16 protein-coding genes are annotated in these 18606 nt (G+C 67.3%); 9 read left to right on the forward strand and 7 right to left on the reverse strand.

The features are described 5' to 3' along the window. The first annotated feature begins 71 nt into the window (after window positions 1–71). The 3 genes from B0E41_RS14005 (at window position 72) to B0E41_RS14015 (ending at window position 2901) form a co-directional block, all read left to right on the forward strand. On the forward strand, window positions 72–974 hold the full coding sequence (locus B0E41_RS14005) for a sugar phosphate isomerase/epimerase (protein ID WP_077331772.1): 903 nt from the start codon (window positions 72–74) through the stop codon (window positions 972–974). 18 nt (window positions 975–992) lie between these two features. Beyond that, the gene (locus B0E41_RS14010; RefSeq protein ID WP_077331773.1) at window positions 993–2003 is read left to right on the forward strand and encodes a Gfo/Idh/MocA family oxidoreductase; all 1011 of its coding nucleotides are present in this window, start codon (window positions 993–995) and stop codon (window positions 2001–2003) included. A 106-nt stretch (window positions 2004–2109) separates the two neighbouring features. Further along, window positions 2110–2901: a TIM barrel protein gene (locus tag B0E41_RS14015; protein ID WP_077331774.1), complete on the forward strand. Its 792-nt coding sequence runs from the start codon at window positions 2110–2112 to the stop codon at window positions 2899–2901. A gap of 48 nt (window positions 2902–2949) precedes the next feature. Here the strand turns inward: B0E41_RS14015 and B0E41_RS14020 are convergent, their stop codons facing one another. The 4 genes from B0E41_RS14020 to B0E41_RS14035 are packed head-to-tail and all read right to left on the reverse strand — an operon-like array spanning window position 2950 to window position 6664. Continuing rightward, window positions 2950–3966: a xylose isomerase gene (locus B0E41_RS14020; protein WP_077331775.1), complete on the reverse strand. Its 1017-nt coding sequence runs from the start codon at window positions 3964–3966 to the stop codon at window positions 2950–2952. Continuing rightward, window positions 3963–5222 (reverse strand): FAD-dependent oxidoreductase, encoded by a 1260-nt coding sequence (locus B0E41_RS14025; RefSeq protein WP_077331776.1) that lies wholly within the window; start codon window positions 5220–5222, stop codon window positions 3963–3965. The genes B0E41_RS14020 and B0E41_RS14025 overlap by 4 nt, the downstream gene beginning before the upstream one ends. Continuing rightward, window positions 5215–5544: a MocE family 2Fe-2S type ferredoxin gene (locus B0E41_RS14030; RefSeq protein ID WP_077331777.1), complete on the reverse strand. Its 330-nt coding sequence runs from the start codon at window positions 5542–5544 to the stop codon at window positions 5215–5217. Before B0E41_RS14030 ends, B0E41_RS14025 begins: the two co-directional genes overlap by 8 nt. A gap of 31 nt (window positions 5545–5575) precedes the next feature. Then, on the reverse strand, window positions 5576–6664 hold the full coding sequence (locus tag B0E41_RS14035) for a fatty acid desaturase (protein WP_077331778.1): 1089 nt from the start codon (window positions 6662–6664) through the stop codon (window positions 5576–5578). A 132-nt stretch (window positions 6665–6796) separates the two neighbouring features. Here B0E41_RS14035 and B0E41_RS14040 point away from each other — a divergent pair, with 132 nt between their 5' ends. Further along, window positions 6797–7834: a LacI family DNA-binding transcriptional regulator gene (locus B0E41_RS14040; RefSeq protein WP_077331779.1), complete on the forward strand. Its 1038-nt coding sequence runs from the start codon at window positions 6797–6799 to the stop codon at window positions 7832–7834. 66 nt (window positions 7835–7900) lie between these two features. On the opposite strand, the gene B0E41_RS14045 is transcribed toward B0E41_RS14040, so the two are convergent. The 3 genes from B0E41_RS14045 to B0E41_RS14055 form a co-directional block, all read right to left on the reverse strand. Beyond that, entirely contained in the window at window positions 7901–8923 is a 1023-nt protein-coding gene (locus tag B0E41_RS14045; RefSeq protein ID WP_077331780.1) for an ABC transporter permease, read from the reverse strand. A 14-nt stretch (window positions 8924–8937) separates the two neighbouring features. Next, window positions 8938–10476, reverse strand: a complete 1539-nt coding sequence (locus tag B0E41_RS14050) for a sugar ABC transporter ATP-binding protein (RefSeq protein ID WP_077331781.1) — start codon at window positions 10474–10476, stop codon at window positions 8938–8940. A 70-nt stretch (window positions 10477–10546) separates the two neighbouring features. After that, window positions 10547–11476 (reverse strand): sugar ABC transporter substrate-binding protein, encoded by a 930-nt coding sequence (locus tag B0E41_RS14055; RefSeq protein ID WP_077331782.1) that lies wholly within the window; start codon window positions 11474–11476, stop codon window positions 10547–10549. 275 nt (window positions 11477–11751) lie between these two features. Between B0E41_RS14055 and iolC the strand changes: the two genes are divergently transcribed. The 5 genes from iolC (at window position 11752) to iolB (ending at window position 18398) form a co-directional block, all read left to right on the forward strand. Then, window positions 11752–13707, forward strand: a complete 1956-nt coding sequence (iolC, locus tag B0E41_RS14060) for a 5-dehydro-2-deoxygluconokinase (protein ID WP_077331783.1) — start codon at window positions 11752–11754, stop codon at window positions 13705–13707. A 13-nt stretch (window positions 13708–13720) separates the two neighbouring features. Further along, window positions 13721–15598: a 3D-(3,5/4)-trihydroxycyclohexane-1,2-dione acylhydrolase (decyclizing) gene (gene iolD, locus B0E41_RS14065; RefSeq protein WP_077331784.1), complete on the forward strand. Its 1878-nt coding sequence runs from the start codon at window positions 13721–13723 to the stop codon at window positions 15596–15598. Continuing rightward, window positions 15598–16572: a substrate-binding domain-containing protein gene (locus B0E41_RS14070; RefSeq protein ID WP_253194847.1), complete on the forward strand. Its 975-nt coding sequence runs from the start codon at window positions 15598–15600 to the stop codon at window positions 16570–16572. The genes iolD and B0E41_RS14070 overlap by 1 nt, the downstream gene beginning before the upstream one ends. A 79-nt stretch (window positions 16573–16651) precedes the next feature. Then, window positions 16652–17578: a myo-inosose-2 dehydratase gene (iolE, locus tag B0E41_RS14075; protein WP_077331785.1), complete on the forward strand. Its 927-nt coding sequence runs from the start codon at window positions 16652–16654 to the stop codon at window positions 17576–17578. Between the two features lie 16 nt (window positions 17579–17594). Then, a complete protein-coding gene (gene iolB / locus B0E41_RS14080) occupies window positions 17595–18398 on the forward strand; it encodes a 5-deoxy-glucuronate isomerase (protein ID WP_077331786.1) in 804 nt (267 codons plus the stop codon). The last annotated feature ends 208 nt before the right edge of the window (window positions 18399–18606 follow it).

An 18606-nucleotide genomic window follows, 5' to 3' on the forward strand; every position in this document is an offset into this window, starting at 1 on the left:
TGGCGGGCGGCGAACCTACATTGCGCTGGCCGCGCCATGTGGGTGCGGCAACGAGAACATCAGGAGACTCCATGAAAATCGCCCTCGACCCGTACATGATCCGGCACCTGTCGCTGGAGCAACTGCCCGGCGCGGTGGCCGATCTGGGCTACGACCAGATCGAACTCTCGCCCCGCTCGGACTTCCTGGACTGGTGGGTCATGCCCCGCGCCACCAAAGAGCGCATGGCCGGCTTCAAGGCCGCGATGCGCGCCGCCGGCGTCGGCCTGGCCACGCTGCAACCCATGTACCGCTGGGCCAGCCCCTTCGAAGACGAGCGCACCTGGGCCGTGCGCTGCTGGAAGAAGGCCATTGAAGTCTCGGTCGAGATGGGCTGTGAACTCATGATCTCCGAGTTCGGCCGGGGTTCGTCGCCTGAGCGTTCAGTGGGTGAACGCCCCGGCGCGAACACCAGGGAAATGTGCGAAGCCGCCTGGTTCCGCAGCATGGACGAGCTGCTGCCGATCTTCGAGAAGGAAGGCCTCACCCTCTCCGTGGAGCCGCATCCGGAAGACTGGATCGAGACCATGCAGCCGGCGGCCGACATCGTGAAGAACATCGGGTCGAAAGCGTTGAAGCTGAGCTACATCGCGCCGCACACTTTCTATTACGGCGACGACATGGCCGCCATGATCAAGGAGGCCGCCCCGGTGCTGGCCCATGTGCGGGTGGCCGACACCTTCAACCACAAGAAGAGCAGCCAGCTGCGCTACATCGTCAACCCGCCGGGCTCCACGCAGGTCCGGGTGCACCAGCACCTGGACATGGGCCAGGGCGAGATCGACTGGAACGTCTTCTTCCAGACCCTGGCCGAGGTGAAGTTCGACGGCGTGCTCTCGTCCTGCGTGTTCGCCTGGGAAGAGCGGGCCAATGATTCCAGCCGCTTCATGCGCGCCGAGATGCAGCGCCACATCGACAAGTTTTCCAACAAGTAACCCCTACGGAGATATTTCATGACTTTGAACATTGGTGTCATTGGCACCGGCATGATCGGCCGCGACCACACGCGTCGCATCCAACAGGTGCTCGCGGGTGCCGAAGTGGTGGCCCTGTCCGACGTGAACACGGCCAGCGCCGAAGCCGTCCGCAAAGACCTGGCCCCCAACGCGAAGCTGTACGACACGGGCGAAGCCCTGATCGCTGCGCCCGAGGTGCAGGCCGTGCTGGTCACGTCCTGGGGCGCCACGCACGAGCCCTATGTGCTCGCCGCCATCGCCGCCGGCAAGCCGGTGTTCTGCGAGAAGCCGCTGGCGACCACAGCCGAAGGCGCACGCCGCATCGTCGATGCCGAAGTGAAGTTCGGCCGCCGCCTGGTTCAGGTCGGCTTCATGCGCCGCTACGACGCAGGTTACGTCGCGCTCAAGCAGGCGGTGGAGCAGCACACCGGCGCGCCGATCCTGGTGCACGCCGCGCACCGCAACCCCGCCGTGCCCGAGGCCTACATCACGTCCATGGCGATTCACGACACCATGATTCACGAGATCGATGTGTTCCGCTGGCTGCTGAATGACGACTATGTGTCGGCCCGCGTGCTCTACCCGCGCAACGCCGCGCGCAGCCACAGCAAATTGCGCGACCCGCAGGTCGTGGTGCTGGAAACGCAGAAGGGTGTGCTGATCGACATCGAGATCTTCGTCAACTGCGCCTACGGCTACGACATCCAGTGCGAGGTGGTCGGTGAAGACGGCACCGCCAGGCTGCCCGAGCCCATGGCCATCGACATGCGCCTGGGTGCCCAACGCCAGAGCACCATCCTGACCGACTGGAAAGACCGCTTCGTGGCCAGCTACGACGTGGAACTGAACGACTTCATCGGTGCCGCTTCCAAGGGCGGCGCCACCGGCCCCAGCGCCTGGGACGGCTATGCCGCCGCGGTCACGTCCGATGCCTGCGTGAAGGCGCAAGAGAGCGATGGCCAGGCCGTCGCCATCGAGCTGCCAACGCGTCCGGCTCTCTACGCATAAAGCCCCCACGCTCCGCCGCTTCGCGGGTCGCTGCCCCCCAAGGGGTGCATTCCGCCTTGGGGCGGCCCGGCGGCGAAACCCCTCAACCGATTCAAGAAAGAACACCATGCGCTTTTCCCTCAGCCACATCCTGGCCCCCCGCCAATCGCCCGCCGAGTTCTTCGCCATGGCCCGCGCCCTGGGCGTGACCGACGTCGAAATCCGCAACGACACGCCCAACGTGGTCGGCACCCTGCTGCCGGCCGACGTGAAAGCCGCGGCAGAAGCCGCTGGCGTGAACCTGCTGTCCATCAACGCGCTGTACCCGTTCAACGTGTGGAACGACGAGCGCCGCGCGCAAACCGAGAAGCTGGCCGACTACGCCGCCGCTTCGGGCGCCAAGGCTCTGGTGATGTGCCCGCTCAACGATGGCACGCCGGTCTCGCAGGCCGACGTGGTGACCGCGCTCAAGGCCATCAAGCCCATCCTGGAATCGCGTGGCATCCAGGGCCTGGTGGAGCCACTGGGCTTCCCGGTGTCCTCGCTGCGCCGCAAGGCCGACGCCATCGCCGCCATCCAAGCCGCTGGCGGTGAAGGCCGGTTCAAGCTGGTGCACGACACCTTCCACCACCACCTGGCGAGCGAGACCGAGTTCTTCCCCGAGTGGACCGGCCTGGTGCACATCTCCGGCGTCGCCGACGCCGACGTGTCGGTGGACCAGATGCTCGACGCCCACCGCGTGCTGGTGGACAAGCGCGACCGCCTGGGCAACGTGCCGCAGATCCGCGCGCTGCAGGCGGCGGGCTACACCGGCCCGTTCAGCTTCGAGCCCTTCGCCACCGAAGTGCAGGAACTGGCCGACCCGCAAACCGCGCTGGCCGACAGCATGGGCTGGCTGCGCGAGCAGGTTGCCGCCTGAGTCCGCTCAGTCCCTGACCCGGAAAAGGCCAGCGTTCGCTGGCCTTTTTCATTGGGGGCTGGTGCTGCGATCAGAGCGGCGCCGCCATTCCGCCTGCAGCCAGCGCGCGCAGGCGATGTTGTTCTGCCAGATGTCGTAGCGCCCGCCGCCGCCGTAGTCGGGGAAGGGAATGAACTCGCAGCTGATCTGTTGGGGGGTGCGCTCGGGGTGCGCCTTCATCTCGGCGAGCAGTTCGAGCACCGCGTCCTTCCAGGTCGTGAGCGCCTGGGCGTCCCAGTCGAGGTGGAAGCTGCCCGGTGAGGGTTCGGTGAAGGGGTACTGGATCGCGCGGCCCGGGCGGCCGTCAGCGCGCTGCATTGCAGCGTTGCCCGGCACGCCCGGGGCCACGCTGCGTGTGTGCGCGTGCACCACCCAGCCGCGGGCCAGCCACTGGCGGTAGAAGCTGTTCGCCTGGCCCGGCGCCAGGCGCGATCTTCCGCCATCGGCTGAGCCCTGCAGACCGCTGGCCGCGAACTCCTCGTCGTTGCCGATCTTGAACACCAGGTGCGAGTGGTCCAGCGTCAGACGCAGCGGCACGTTCGCACGCGCCAGCAGTTCGCCCACCGCCTCGACACGGTGGAAGCGCTCGTTCCACATGTCCACGTGCACCTCCATCGAAGGCAGGCAGCCGACGGCGCTGCCGTGCTCCATTGCGTCCAGAAACCAGTCCGCCACCTCGCGGTCGTTCAGTTCGTGACCATCGGCGTGGCGCGCAAACAGCTGCATGTTGAACAGCCGAGCGCCCAGCTCGCCGCCGGTGCGCAGGCCCCAGTGCATCAGCGCCTCGTCGCGGCCGGCGCAGAAGATGCCGCCGAGCACGCCGATGGGCACGCCGTGTTCGGCCACCCAGTCGCGGTAGGGCACGAAGTCCTCGCGCGGGTCGATGTTCTTCTCGATGTAGTCAAACACGCCGGCCTCGCGCACCCAGCGCAGTCGCGTGGGTGTGTCGGGCGTGGGCTGGCCGTCGTGCACCAGCACGCCGTCGAGGTTGATGCCGATGGACAGCGGCGGGCACACAACGTTCATGTCAGCACCGCCGTGCCCGCGGCCAGCGCCTTGAGCTTCACGGCCAGGTCGTGCAGGTCGGCCGGGCGGGCGTTGATGCGCCGCTCCACCAGCAGGCGAGCGAGCTTGACCTCTTTCAGGCAGCGGGGGGCCAGGCCCCAGGCGCTCATGCCGACCAGCCGTTCCTGCGCGTCCAGGTGGAAGGCGATGCGGTCACCGCCGCCCAGCTCGCGCACCACCGTGTGTGTGCCCATCGCCGGCTCGCCGCAGACCTGCAGCTGGTGGTCGTACTGGTCGCTCCAGAACCAGGGCGGCTGGTGCACCACCTCATGGCCGCCCACCATGTTGTGCGCCGCCACGCGCGCCTGGGTCTCGGCGTTGAACCAGGTTTCCTGCCGCATGGGCTGGCCCGAGAGCGGCCCCGGGAACTCGGCCACGTCGCCGGCCGCGAACACCTCGGGCGCGCTGGTGCGCAGGGCGGCGTCCACTACGATGCCTTGCGCCACGGTCAGGCCCGCTGTGCGCGCGAGGGCGGTGGCTGGCTTCATGCCGATGCCGACCAGCACGGTGTCGGCGTCCACCTGGCTGCCGTCGTTCAGTTGCACGCGCACGCCGCCGGGCTGGCGCGGCACGATGGCGGTGGGCAGCACGCCCAGCCGCAGGTCCACGCCATGGGCCTGGTGCAGTGCCTGCGCACCGGCGGCAATGTCGGCCGGCACGGCGCGGCCGAGCAGGCGCCGTGCACCTTCCACCAGGGTCACGGCCATGCCCGCGCGGCGCGCGGACGCGGCGACCTCCAGCCCGATGAAGCCGCCACCGACCACCAGCAGGCGCCGGCCCGTGCCCAGGCGTTGCGACAGCAGCAGCGCGTCGTCCACGGTGCGCAGCGTCAGCACCTCGGGCAGGTCGGCGCCGGGGATGTCCAGGCAGCGCGCGCTGCCACCGGTGGCCAGCAGCAGGCGGTGGTAGGGCAGCACCTGGCCATTGGCCAGTGTGATGCAGCGGCGCGTGGTGTCCAGCGCCGACACGCGCTGCGTGTGCAGGCGCACGTCGTCGTCGATCAGGGCTTGTGCGCTGCGCAGCTGGCAGGCCCCAGCGGTCTTCTCGCCGGTCAGCAGTTCCTTGGACAGCGGCGGTCGCTCGTAGGGCAGGTGGCGTTCCATGCCGATCAGGTGGATGCTGCCGGTCCAGCCGGCTTCGCGCAGGGCTTGGGCCGCGCGGCCGCCGCAGTGGCCAGCGCCGACGATGACCATGCCAGGTGTGGTCGTGTCAGTCATGGGCGCCTACCGCTTCCAGCAGGATCTGCACCTGGCCTTCGTGCACGCGGGCCGGCCAGGTGCGCAGGTTCACGCACACCGGCGCGCCCAGCGCGCGGCCGTCGCGGATGTCGAAGCGTCCGTTGTGCTTGGGGCATTCGATCACGTGGTCCATCACCAGGCCGTCCGCCAGGTGGATCTTTTCGTGGGTGCACAGGCCGTCGGTGGCGTAGACCCGGTCTTCGACGCGGTACACCGCGTAGGTCTTGCCGGCGTGGTCGAAGCGCAGCACGTCTTCGTCGTCGATCGCGTCCAGCGCGCAGACATCGGTCCAGTGATTCATGGGGTGGTCTCCAGCTTGTGGTTATGGGGTTTCAGGGGCGGATGGGCAGTGGGCGCGCGATGAAAAAACCGGTGTCTCCGCGCTGGCGCCAGATGGCGGACAGGACTTCGGCCAGGGCCTGCGGCGTGCTGGTGCAGGGCGGTGGGCAGTCGGCCTTCATCAGCGCGTGCAGCTTCGGCAGCGCGTGGTAGGGCACCAGCGGGAACATGTGGTGCTCCACGTGGTAGTTCATGTTCCAGTAGAGAAAGCGCAACACCGGCCCCATCCGGATGGTGCGGCTGTTGAGCCGGTGGTCCAGCACGTTCTCGGGCAGGCCGGCGTGCTGCGTCAGGCCCAGCAGGTGCATCAGCCAGGCGCCGGCCATGCTGGGCAGCGGGCCCAGCAGCAGCAACGGCAGCCAGCTCTGCGTGGCCAGCGCCGCGCCGATGATCAGCCCGTCGGCCAGCACCCAGGCCCGTGCCGTGCGCACCGCCGACGGCCACGCCATCTCGGGGATGTAGGTCTTCTCTTCGGCGCTGATGTGGCCCACCGCGTGGCGCAGCGTGGTCCACAGCTCGGTCGGCACGTTCTTGAGCGCAAAGAGATTCAGCAGCAGTGCCGGGATGTCGGGCGGCAGCGTGACGTTGAACTCCGGGTCGCGGCCGGTCACCAGCGTGTCGGTGTGGTGGCGCGCGTGGCTCCAGCGCCAGCGCGTGGGCCGGCGCGTGAGCTGGAAACACGCCAGCTGGTAGACCACGTCGTTCATCCAGCGCGTCTTGAAGGCGGTGCCGTGGCCGCACTCGTGCCAGCGGCTGTCGGACGGGCTGCTGTAGAGCGTGGCGTAGAGCAGGTAGGCGGGCAGCAGCGCCCAGGCGCTCCAGCCCGCGAACCAGCCGTGTACGAACAGCGCGCCCGCGCCCAGGATCAGCGCGTACCAGAGCGTGGTGTCGCGCAGGGCGTGGGCGTCGTCGCGCTTCATCAGCGCCTTGAGATCGGCGCGCGGCACCGGGCACTGGTACCAGGCGGCGTTCACCAGGCCGGCGGCCTCGGCGCGCCCGCCGGCGCCGCCGATCAGGCGGTAGTCGTCCCGGGAGCGGCTGGACGGGGTGGGCGAGGCGACGGCGGCACGGGCGGGGGTCATGGAAAACGGTCTCGTGAGTGATTTTCAGGAGTGTCATTGATTCGAAAAAATTTTCCAATCATCAGCCATCAAATGACATCAAAATCCATCAGAATGACGCTACCAGAACTTGCATTTCTGGCAGGAGCCGGCATGAAACCCAAGGTCACCATCCAGGCCATCGCCGAGGCGGCGGGCGTGAGCACCGCCACGGTGGACCGCGTGCTAAACAGCCGCCTGCCGGTGCGCGAAGGCACGGCCCTGCGCGTGATCGAAGCGGCCGACCGGCTGGGCTACCACGCGGTGCACCTGATGCGCCAGCGCCTGCCCGCGCGGGCCGCCCACCGGCGCCTGGGCTTCTGCCTGCAGAAGCGTTCGTCGCCCTTCTACCAGGCCTTCGCGCTGGCCCTGCGCGACGCTGTCGCACGCCAGACCGACGGGCGTGGCACGGCCGTGGTCGAGTTCGTGGACGACCTGGAGCCGGCGGTCATTGGCGAGAAGCTGTTGGAACTCGGGCGCCGCTGCGACGCGCTGGGCATGGTGGCGTTGGACCATCCGCATGTCAACGCTGCGGTGGCCCAGTTGCATGAAGAAGGCCATCCCTGCCTGGCCCTGCTCAGCGACCTGGGTTCACCCCTGCGCCTGGGCTGCGTGAGCATCGACGACCGTCAGCGCGGGCGCACGGCGGCCTGGGCGGTGCGCCGCCTCTCGCGCGGTGAGGGCGAGGTGGCGGTGTTCATCGGCAGCCACCGCTACCTCGGGCAGGAACTCAGCGAAATGGCGTTCCGCGCCGCGCTGCGCGAACAGGCCCCTGGGCTGCGCGTGCTGGACGCGCGGGTGAACCTGGAAGACGAGCGACTGGGCTACGAAGCCACGCTCGGCCTGCTGGCGCGCCACCCGCAGCTGGTGGGCCTGTACGACACCGGGGGCGGCGCCATGCGCGGCATCGTGCGGGCATTGCGCGAGGAGGGCGCGGGGCGTGGCATCGTCGTGGTGGCCCACGGCCTCACGCCGGACCACCGGCTGGCGCTCATCGACGGCGTGATCGACCTCGTGATCCAGACGCCTGTCGGCCCGGTGGCCGAGACCGCCGTGTCTGTGCTGCTGCGCGCGCTGGAGCCCGGCGCGCCGGTGGCCTTTGGCCAGCCTTTTGTGTTGCCGTTTGAGCTGTACACCGCAGAGAACGTGTGATCGGACTGCGAAAAAAAGAGCCACCCAAAGGTGGCTCATAAGGGCTGTGAAGACAACCAATGAAACTCAGGCGCGGCGCTTGCGGTTGCGGTACTGGTCAGCCACCACAGCGGCCACGATGATCGCGCCCTTGACCATCTCCTGGTAGTAGGCGTCGATGCGGATGAAGGTGAAGCCCGAGGTCATCACGCCGAGGATCAGCACGCCGATCACGGTGCCGGTGATGCGGCCCTTGCCGCCCACCAGCGAGGTGCCGCCGATCACCACGGCCGCGATCGCGTCCAGCTCGTACATCACGCCCATGCTGGACTGGCCCGAGATGGCGCGGGCGGCGGTCACGGTGCCGGCGATGCCCGCCAGCAGGCCGGCGATGGTGTAGACCCAGATCAGGTGGCGGTTGACGTTGATGCCCGAGACGATGGCCGCTTGGCGGTTGGCGCCGATGGCGTAGGTGAATTTGCCGAAGCGCGTGTAGCGCAGGATGACGTGGAAGATCAGGGCAATGATCAGGAACAGGTACACCGGGTTGGCGCCCGAGCCGATCCAGGCGAAGTCGTCCGTCAGCATCGACACAGGCATACCGCCGGTGAACCACTTGGCGAAACCGCGCGCGGCCACCATGGTGCCCAGCGTCGCGATGAAGGGCGGGATCATGGTGTAGGCGATCAGCGAGCCGTTGATGCAGCCGATGACCAGCCCCGTGAACGCGCCTGCCAGGATCGGCCAGAAGATGGGCAGATCCACCAGCGCCGGGAACACGGCACGCGGGAAGTCGGACACTTGCGCCAGGCTGGCCGCGACCACCGCCGAGGCGGCCACCACCGAGCCGGACGACAGGTCGATGCCGCTGGTGATGATCACGAGGTTGACGCCGATGGCGATGATGCCGATCACCGCCATCTGCAGGATGATGATCTGCAGGCGGTCCAGGTTGAACAGGAAGCTCTGGTCGTTGATGACCCAGCCGAGCACTTCAAACAGCGCGCAGATGCCGGCCAGCACGAGGAAGATGCTGGCCTCTTGCGGCAGCTTGAATTTGGAGGGGGTGGCGAGGGAGGACATGGTGGTCTTCGCGGTGGTGGTGTTCATGGGGACTCCGGGGGTCACTTGGCGGCCAGGTCCATCACGCTGACCTGGGTGGCTTCGGAACGGTCAAGGATGCCGGTGATGCGGCCCTGGTGCATGACCGCGACGCGGTCGCTCATGCCCAGCACCTCGGGCATTTCAGAAGAAATCATCAGGATGGCCACTCCCTGGCCGGCGAGTTCGCTCACCAGTTTGTGGATCTCGGCCTTGGCGCCCACATCGATGCCGCGCGTGGGTTCGTCGAGGATCAGGATCTTGGGGTTGGTCAACAGCCAGCGCGCGACCAGCACCTTTTGCTGGTTGCCACCCGAGAGGTTCTGGATGATCTCCTGCATGTCGGGCGTCTTCACGCGCAAGCGCCTGGCCATCTCGATCGCGTCTTTGGTCAGCTGGGCGCTTTGCACGAACCCGGCCTTGTTGACGTAGCGCTGGTTGAGCACGGCCATTTCGGCGTTGGTCTGGATGTCCAGGCACAAAAAGCAGCCGGTGTCTTTGCGGTCTTCGGTCAGGAAGGCCATGCCATGGCCCATGGCCACTGCCGGGGTGTTGATCTTCACCACCTCACCCCGGATGCTGATGCTGCCACTGGTGGCGGGTGTCACGCCAAACAGCGTCTCGGCCACGTTGGAGCGGCCCGAGCCCACCAGGCCGGCCAGGCCCAGGATCTCGCCCGCGCGGATGTCGAAGGACACGTCTTCAAACACGCCTTTGAGGCACAGGTTCTTGACCGACAGCACGACCTCGCCGATGGGCACGGTTTCCTTGGGGAACATCTGCGTGATCTCGCGACCCACCATCATCTTGATGATGTCGTCGCGCGTCACATCGCTGGACGCGTGGGTGGCGATGTACTGGCCGTCGCGGAACACCGAGAACTCGTCGGCGATCTCGAACAGCTCGTTCATCTTGTGGGTGATGTAGATGATCCCTTTCCCCTGCGCGCGCAGCGTGCGGATGATGTCGAACAGGTGCGCCACTTCGGTCTCGGTCAGCGCCGAGGTGGGCTCGTCCATGATCAGCACGTCCGAGTTGTAGGACACGGCCTTGGCGATCTCCACCATCTGGCGGCTCGCCACCGACAGGGTCTGGATCTCGACCAGCGGGTCGATGTGGATGTTCAGGCGCGCGAACAGGTCTTCGGTGCGGCGCCTGAGTTCGGCGTGGTCCACAAAGCCGAAACGGTTCTTGGGTTCGCGGGTGATCCACACGTTCTCAGCCACCGTCATGTGCGGCATCAGGTTGAGTTCCTGGTGGATCATGGCGATGCCCTGGCTCAGCGCATCGATGGGCGACTTGAGCGTGACGGGCTGGCCCTTGAGGCGTATCTCGCCTTTGTCCGGCGTGTAGACGCCGGCAATGATCTTCATCAGTGTGGACTTGCCCGCGCCGTTTTCGCCCATCAGGGCGTGCACCGTGCCGGCCCGAAGCTGGAAACCGACGTTGTCCAGCGCGACCACGCCGGGGAAGGCCTTGCGGATGCCCCGGATTTCGAGCAGCGGTGTGGATGAGGCCTGGCCGCCCGCAGCGGGGCGTTCCAGGGTGGCGGGGTCTGACATGGTGACGGTCTCCTGGCTCAAAAAGGACAAACAGGGCGACCCACCAGGGTCGCCCTGCGGCGAAGAACGGTCAGTTCTTGCCGCCGTACTTGCTCAGGTTTTCAGGCGTGACCAGCTCGAAGGGCACGTTCACGAAACGGTCCACCGGCTGCTTCTTGATCAGCTTGAGCGCCGATTCGACGGCGCCAGCACCTTGGCCCGCAGCGTTCTGGAACACGGTGACCTTCAGGTCGCCAGCCTTCATGGAAGCCAGCGCGTCGGGGGTGGCGTCGATGCCTGCCACGATGCTGGCTGGTGTCCACTTCTTGGACGCCTTCAGCGCGTTGATGGCGCCCAGGGCCATCTCGTCGTTGTTGGCGATGATGGCGTCGAACTTCACGCCCGACGACAGCCAGTTGGTGGTGATGTCCTGGCCGTTGGTGCGGCTCCACTTGCCTTCGCGCTTGTCGGCGATCTTGATGCCCGAGCACTCTTTGGTCTTGATCACGTCTTCGATGTCTTGCGTGCGGGTGCGTGCGGCTTCGTTGGACAGGTCGCCCATCAAAACAAGAACCTGGCCTTTGCCGCCCAGCAACTTGCAGACCTGTTGCGTCTGCAGGGTGCCAGAAACCTTTTCGTCCGAGGCCACGAAGGCCACGCCCTCGGGCAGCTTGGCGAAGTCGACCGGCTTGCGGTTCACATAGATCAGCGGGATCTTGGCGTCGGTCACCATCTTGGTGATCTTGGGCGTCACGTCGGTATCGACCGGGTTGACGATGATGGCGTCGACCTTCTGGGCGATGAAGTTCTGGATCTGGCTCAGTTGCTTGCCCACGTCGGCCTGGGCATCTTCCACCTGCACGGTCGCGCCGGATTTCTTGGCGGCGTCCACCGTGCCGTTCTTGAGGATGGTCAGGAACGTGTCCAGCTCGGCCATGGCCAGGCCGACTTTCTGGGCGTGAGCTGCCAGCGGGGCCAGCAGGGTGGTGGACACGGCGGCTGCGACGAGAAGTTTTTTCATGAATGTCTCCAATGGATTGAGGTGGTTTGCCTGGGTCGCCTCTCGGCCGGACTGTGCCGGAACGGGGGTGGCTCTGCGGTTGGCAGGGTGAACTATAGATAAAATAGAAAAATAATTTCTAAGTGTTTACACTAAGAGAAAATATTTTCTTAAAAACATAGACTCAGCACCATGCGGTTTGTGCCATGGCTTTTTCGCCGTGCCGCCGTTCCGCCAATCACCCCATGGGGTCCTTCAATCCTGACCGATGCCTCCCGCCGGAGGCTGCAACGCCGATGAGCCAACTTCCATTTCCGCAAGGCCGCCGCCACGACCTGGCCTGCCTGGGCCGACTGGCCGTGGACCTGTATGCCGAACAGTTCGGCGCCCGCCTGGAAGACGCGCGCAGCATGGCCATGTACCTGGGCGGCAGCTCGGCCAACCTCGCGTTTGGTGTGGCGCGGTTGGGCAGCAAGAGCGCCATGATCTCGCGCGTCGGCGATGAGCAGATGGGCCGCTTCCTGCTGGAAAGCCTGCAGGCCGAAGGCTGCGACACCAGCCAGGTGCAGGTCGACCCGCAGCGCCTCACGGCCCTGGTGTTGCTGGGCCTGAAGGACCGCGACACTTTTCCCCTGCTGTTCGTTCGCGAGAACTGTGCCGACATGGCGCTGGACGCTGCCGCCATCGACGAAGCCTTCATCGCCCAGTGCCGCGCGCTCGCCATCACCGGCACGCACCTGTCCACCGAAGGCACGCGCGCCGCCGCGCACAAGGCGCTGCAGGCTGCGCGCCGCCATGGCACCGTGACCGTGCTCGACATCGACTACCGCCCCGTGCTCTGGGGCCTGACCGGCCGCGGCGCCGGTGAAAACCGCTTCGTGGACGACGCGGGCGTGACGCGCCAGTTGCAGCAGAGCCTGCCGCTGTTCGACCTGCTGGTGGGTACGGAAGAGGAGTTCTTCATTGCGGGCGGTGTGGCCGACGACCTCATCGCCAGCCTGCGCGCGGTGCGCGCCCTGTGCCCCACGGCCACGCTGGTGGTCAAGCGCGGTGCGTTGGGTTGCTGCGTGATCGAGGGCGACATCCCGGACGACATCAACGCTGCGCCCACCTACCGGGGCGAGCGCGTGGAGGTGCTCAACGTGTTGGGCGCGGGCGACGCCTTCCTCTCGGGCCTGTTGGCCAGCCTGTTGCAGGGCAAGGACTGGGCCGAAGCCACCCAGGTCGCCAACGCCTGCGGCGCCATCGTGGTCTCGCGCCACGCCTGCTCCGCCGCCATGCCCACGCCGGCCGAGCTGGCTCACTGGTTCGGTGGCAGCCGCAATCCGAAGGTGGACGCCGACGAGCAGCTGGCGCACCTGCACCGCGTGACCGCTGCGCGCCCGAGCTGGGACGAGCTGTGCGTGATGGCCTTCGACCACCGCAGCCAGTTCTACGACATCGCGCGTGCCGCCGGCAGCAGCGAGGCGCGCATCCCCGCGCTCAAGAAACTGCTGGTGCAGGCGGCCGAGCAGGTCGAACGCAGCCGCCAACTGCAGGGCCACACGGGGGTGTTGATCGACGGCGGCGACTACGGCCGCGACGCGCTGGCCAGCGCCACCGGCCGCGGCTGGTGGGTGGGCCGTCCGGTGGAGCTGCCGGGCTCGCGCCCGCTGCGCTTCGACGGCACGCGCTCCATCGGCAGCGCTCTGGTCCACTGGCCGACCGAGCAGGTCGTCAAATGCCTGGTGCACTACCACCCGGACGATCATTTCGAGCTGCGCCTTCAGCAGGAACAGACCGTGCTGGAGCTGTGGGAAGCCACGCGAGAGAGCGGCAATGAGCTGCTGCTGGAGATCATTCCCCCGAAGGCGATGACGCCCGAGGGCAGCGCCGATGCCGCCGTGCTGCGCGCGGTCAAGCGCTTCTACAACCTGGGCGTCAAGCCTGAGTGGTGGAAGCTCGCGCCCATGCAGGAGCAGGGCTGGCGCGACCTGGAGGCCCTCATCAGCGAACGCGACCGCCACTGCCGAGGCGCCGTGATCCTGGGGCTCAACCAGCCGCTGGACTTTCTGGCGGCGAGCTTCGCCAACGCCACCAACCCCATCGTCAAGGGCTTCATGGTCGGGCGCACGCTGTGGGTGGACGCTTCGCTGAAGTGGTTCAAGGGCGAGATCGACGACACGACCCTGGTGGACGAAGTGGCGCGAAACTTCGCGGTGCTGGTCGATGCCTGGCGCAGTCGCCACGCCGCCCAACGCGCCGCAGCTTGACACGACAGAACCTATGAAAACCCAACGACTCACGATGGCGCAGGCGCTGGTCAAGCACCTGGCCGCCCTGCGCATGGAGGTGGAGCACCTCGACGGTCGAACCTCCATCGAGCCCTACTGCGGGGGCGTGTTCACCATCTTCGGCCACGGCAACGTGGCCGGTCTGGGCGAAGCCCTTGCGGCCGAGCGCGAGCAGCTCACCACCTACCGCGCGCACAACGAACAGACCATGGCGCACGCGGCGATTGCCTACAGCAAGGCCCAGTTCCGCCAGCGCATCATGGCCGTGTCCACCAGCATCGGCCCGGGCGCGACCAACATGGTCACGGCTGCCGCCGTGGCGCATGTGAACCGCCTGCCGGTGCTGCTGCTGCCCGGTGACGTGTTCGCCACCCGCCGGCCCGACCCGGTGCTGCAGCAGATCGAAAGTTTCGGCCAAGGCGACGTGAGCGCGAGCGATTGCTTCCGCCCAGTGACGCGTTACTTCGACCGCCTCACCCGCCCCGAGCACATCCTCACCGCGCTGCCGCGCGCGATTCAGACGATGACGGACCCGGCCAACTGCGGTCCGGCCTGCCTCTCGCTGCCGCAGGACGTGCAGGCCATGGCCTTCGACTGCCCCGAAGACTTCCTGAACCCCGAGGTGTTGCGCTTCCGCCGCCCGCCGGCCGACGAGCGCGAGCTGGCCAACGCCGTGGCCCTGCTGCGTACCGCCCAACGCCCGCTCATCGTGGCCGGCGGTGGGGTGTTGTACAGCCAGGCCTGGGCCGGGTTGCGCGCCTTCGTCGAAGCGCACGGTGTGCCCGTGGTCGAGTCGCACGGCGGCAAGAGCAGCCTGCCCTGGGACCACCCGCTCAACCTCGGCGCCATCGGCGTGGACGGCGTGTCCTGGGCCAATGAGATGGCGCGCGATGCCGACGTGGTGTTCGCCGTGGGCACCCGCTTGCAGGACTTCACCACCGGCTCGCACGCGCTGTTCCCTCGGGCGAAATTGCTGAGCCTGAACGTGCAGCCCTACGACGCCGGTAAATGGAGCGGCGCCGCGCTGGTGGCCGACGCCCGCGTGGGCCTGGGCCAGCTGGAAGCCGGGCTCGCCGGCTGGACCGCTGACGCCGCCTGGACGGCACGAGCGAAGCAGCAGGCCGCGGCCGCCAACGCCCGCATCGGCGAGCTGACCACCAACGTGCCCAAGGACATGCTGCCCTACGACGCCGAGGTGATCGGTGCGGTGCGCGACTCGGCCACCGAGCTGGGCCTGGACAGCGGCACCAAGGACGTGGTGCTGTGCGCCGCCGGCACGCTGCCGGCCGAGCTGCACAAGCTCTGGCGCGCCAGCCTGCCGGGCAACTACCACATGGAGTACGGCTACTCGTGCATGGGCTACGAGGTGGCCGGCGGCTTGGGCGTGAAGATGGCCCGGCCCGGGCAGGAGTCCATCGTCATGGTGGGCGACGGCTCCTACATGATGGCCAACTCCGAGCTGGCGACCTCGCTGCTGCTGGGCCAGAAGATGATCGTCGTGATCCTGGACAACCGGGGCTACGGCTGCATCGAGCGCCTGCAGCTCAAGTCCGGCAGCCCCAGCTTCAACAACATGCTGGACGACTGCGTGCCCGAAGGCGGCGAGCGCAGCAATATCGACTTCGCGATGCACGCGCGCGCCATGGGCGCCGACGCGGTGCACGTGAAAGACGTGGCCGAACTCAAGGCCGCGATGGTGAAGGCCCGTCAGGCCAAGCGCACCCAGGTCATCGTGATCGACACCACCCACCACCGCATCACCGACGGTGGCTGCTGGTGGGAGGTCGCGATCCCCGAGGTGTCCACCCGCCCTGAGGTCAACGCGGCGCACGCGAACCACGTGGTCGCGCAGAACGGGCAGCGCCTGTGATGACCAACCAGCTTCTTCCCGGGCTGGGCAGGGTCCGGCGCGCGATGTGGATGGCCGCGGCCTGCAGCGCCCTGCTCGCGCCGCTGGCCGCACAGGCCCAGAAGATCGGGTTTGCCGTGTCGGAACAGGACACGTTCCTGAGCTTGTTGAGGGACGGCGTGGTGGACGCTGGCAAGAAATCCGGCGCGAGCATCCTGATCGAAGACGCCAAGGGCAGCAAGAGCCGGCAGCTCGACCAGATCCGCAGCTTGGTCGCCCAGCGGGTCGACGCCATGGTGGTGGTGCCGGTGGACACCGAGGCTACCCGGGTGATCACCCACATGGTCAACGAGGCCCGGATTCCCCTGGTGTACGTGAACCGGAAACCGGCCGATTTTGAGCAATGGCCCCCAGGCGTGGCGCTGGTGGCGTCCGACGAAAAGGTGTCGGGCACCCTGCAGGCCGAGGAGGTTTGCCGCCTGCTGAACGGCAAGGGCAGCATCGTGGTCTTGATGGGCCTGCTGTCCAACGAGGCCGCGCGGACCCGCACCCAGGACATTGACAACGTGCTGGCCACACCCGCCTGCCGTGGCATCAAGGTTCTCGACAGGCGCCTGGGCAGCTGGGACCGCGTGCGCGCCCGGAACATCACCCTCAACCTCGTGGCCACCAGCGCCGCGACCGGCAAGACATTCGATGCCGTGGTGGCCAACAACGACGAGATGGCCCTCGGCGCGATCGAAGCCCTCAAAGCGGCCAAGGCGTGGACGCCCGGGTTCATCGTGGCGGGCATCGACGCCACCCCCGATGCGCTGGCCTCCATGAAGGCGGGGGAACTGAAAGTGACCGTTCTGCAGAACGCGGCGGGGCAGGGCGCCAGCGCGGTGTTCACCGCGCTCCAGCTGATCAAGAGACAACCGGTTCCCCGTTTCGTGAATGTGCCGTTCGAGCTGGTCACGCCGGCCAGCCTGAACGCACGACCCCCAACGCACTGAACACGCCCGCCAGGCCCCACCTTTGGGCGCCTGGCGTCCACCCCTCACCCCTCAACCCATTCAAGAAAGCACCTGTCACATGAGCTGGAACGTCCGCATTGGCATCAACCCCCTGTCATGGATGAACGACGACCTGCCCTCCCTGGGCGGCGAAACCCTGCTGGAGACCGCGCTGAAAGAAGGCAAGGAAATCGGCTACGAAGGCTTTGAGTTGGGCAACAAGTTCCCCAAGGACGGCCCGGGCCTGAAAGCCAAGCTCGACGAGTTCGGCCTGGCCTGTGTGTCGGGCTGGTACTCCGGTTTCCTGGCCGAGTTGGAGCCGGGGCAGAACAACGCCCAGGCCGTGGCCGCCGAAGCCGAGCGCTGCACAGCCCACATGAGCAAGCTGCAGTTCAACGGCGTGAAGGTCGTGGTCTACGGCGAGTGCGCCGGCACCGTGCAAGGGCAGATCGAGACGCCCGTCTCCAAGCGCCCGCAGTTCGCCAGCGACGCGCTGTGGCAGGCCTATGCCGAGCGCCTGAACGCCTTCGGTGAACACCTGCTCCAGACCTACGGCATCCGGCTGGCCTACCACCACCACATGGGCGCCTACGTCGAGTCGCCGGCCGACGTGGACAAGCTGATGGCGCTGACCGACCCGGCCAAGGTCTTCCTGCTGTTCGACACCGGCCATGCCTATTTCGGCGGCGCCGCCAACCCGGTGGACCTGCTGAAGAAACACGTGAAGCGCGTGGTGCACGTGCACTGCAAGGACGTGCGCACCCCCGTGATCGCCCAGGCGCGCAACGACGGCTGGAGCTTCTTGAATGGCGTGATCAACGGCACCTTCACCGTGCCCGGCGATGGCAGCATCGACTACGCCACCGTGCTCAAGACGCTCAAGGACAACGGTTACCAGGGCTGGCTGGTGGTGGAGGCCGAGCAGGACCCGGCCGTGGCGCCGAGCTACGAATACGCGCAGAAGGGCTACCGGACCCTGCGCGGCCTGGTGGACTCGCTGAACTGAACACGAGGAGCTTCACATGGTCAGTCCTTTGCTTGCCAAAGCCGCGCCCGCCGGGCGCGAGATCGTCAACGTCACCCCCGAGCGCGCCGGCTGGACGCACGTGGGCTTTCGCGCCCTGCGTCTGGCGTCCGGCGAATCCGAAGCGGTGGAATCCGGTGAGCGCGAGCTGTGTCTGGTGGTGCTCACCGGCACGGTGGACGTGACCATCGACGGTGAAACCCACGCCAGCCTGGGCACACGCAACAGCGTGTTCGACGAGGTGTCGCCCGCAGCGGTGTATGTGCCGGCCGGCAAGGTGGTGCACATCCGCGCGGTGCGGGCGGCCGAGGTGGCGCTGTGCAGCGCGCCGGCCGATGCGCGCAACCGCATGGTGCGGGTGCTCGACCCGGCGACGATGAAGCGCAGCGTGCGCGGTAAGGGCACGAACACGCGCTACGTCTGCGACATCCTGCCGCACGACGACCCGACGGCCGCGCATTTGCTGGTGGTGGAGGTGATGACGCCGGCCAGCCATTCGAGCAGCTACCCGCCGCACAAACACGACCAGGAAACCCCTCCCACCGAAACCTTGCTGGAAGAGACCTACTACCACCGGCTCAACCCGCCGCAGGGCTTCGCCTTCCAGCGCGTCTACACCGACGACCGCAGCCTGGACGAGGCCTGCGCGGTGGAGAACCACGACGTGGTGATGGTGCCGCGCGGTTACCACCCGGTGGTGGCGCCCCACGGCTACGACCTGTACTACCTGAACGTGATGGCGGGGCCGAACCGCTTCTGGGTCTTCAAGAACGACCCGGCACACGAATGGATGTTGAAGTGACCGCTCCGTCTCCGGCGCGCGTGTCTTGATCCAGAGACGCCGTGGAACCGGCTTTGCCGGGCCACTGGCGTCGTCCCCCCTCCCAGGGGGGAAGCCGCGTCAGCGGCGCAGGGGGGTTACGCGAGCTCGTGACGATCGGCTGCGGCGTAGAGGTCTTGTGCGAAAGCCGGGTCCGACTGAAGCACGTCGTTAGCCTTGGCTGCGCCGC

Origin of the sequence: Hydrogenophaga sp. A37, from assembly GCF_002001205.1 — a bacterium.
Classification (GTDB): domain Bacteria; phylum Pseudomonadota; class Gammaproteobacteria; order Burkholderiales; family Burkholderiaceae_C; genus Hydrogenophaga.